Annotated in this window: 1 protein-coding gene; it reads left to right on the top strand. The window is 45.2% G+C overall.

Going from position 1 to position 856, the window contains the following annotated elements; all coding sequences use genetic code 11:
• Positions 1 to 129: 129 nt before the first annotated feature.
• On the top strand, positions 130 to 856 hold a 727-nt coding region (locus tag ABWW54_RS20105; RefSeq protein ID WP_353415012.1), incomplete at its 3' end, for an IS3 family transposase.

The raw sequence follows: 856 nt of genomic DNA, 5'->3' as shown, positions 1-856 counted from the left end.
GCTCGATGGCGTTGACTATTCCAAGCAGGAGAGTGAAGAGCTTCGTAAGCTTAAGCGAGAAAATAAACGCTTAAAGGAGGAAATGGAGTTCTTAAAAAAGGTTTCTGCGTACTTCGCGAAAGACCAAGAGTGAAGTACGCATTAATACTCGATTATGTCGATCAGTACAGTGTTGCCCTTATGTGTCGGGTTTTGGGTGTGCATCGTTCCGGTTTTTATCGTTGGCAAACCACCCCCCAAAGCAAAAGTGCACAACGCAAAGATCAAATGTCCGGTTTGATAAAGGACACCTACGAGGAATTTGAGGCCGCTTATGGTGCGCCTCGAATCGCGCAAGAGTTGAATGCAATTGGACACAAGTGTTCGGTTAATTTTGTGGCTAAGATCATGCAAGAACAAAGCATACGGGCACGCAACGGTAAAGCCTTTAATTATGGTGGCCATGCACTGACGAAACTTAATGTGGCTGATAATGTGTTGCGTCGAAATTTCTCAGTAGATCGACCGAATCAGAAATGGGTGACCGACATCACTTATATTTGGGTGAAAAAGAAATGGCTTTATTTGGCGACAGTCATGGACTTGTATTCGCGAAAGATTATTGGCTGGAGTTTGAGCACAAGCATGACTGATGAATTGGTTACGCGGGCGATGCAAGTGGCGATCAAAGCAAGAGGAGTTGAGCCAAACTTGGTTGTTCACTCGGATCGTGGAACCCAGTATCGTTCCAATAGCTATGTGGCCTTTCTTGAGAAAAACCACATAACCCGAAGCATGAGTCGCAAGGGAAACTGTTGGGATAATGCGGTGATGGAGTCGTTTTATGCCAGACTGAAAGTCGAGTTGATCTACGCTA

This window comes from Arenicella sp. 4NH20-0111, assembly GCF_040366405.1.
Lineage (GTDB): Bacteria > Pseudomonadota > Gammaproteobacteria > Arenicellales > Arenicellaceae > Arenicella.
The sequence above is the reverse complement of the archived record's forward strand: the minus strand, read 5'-3'. Positions and strand labels throughout refer to the sequence as shown.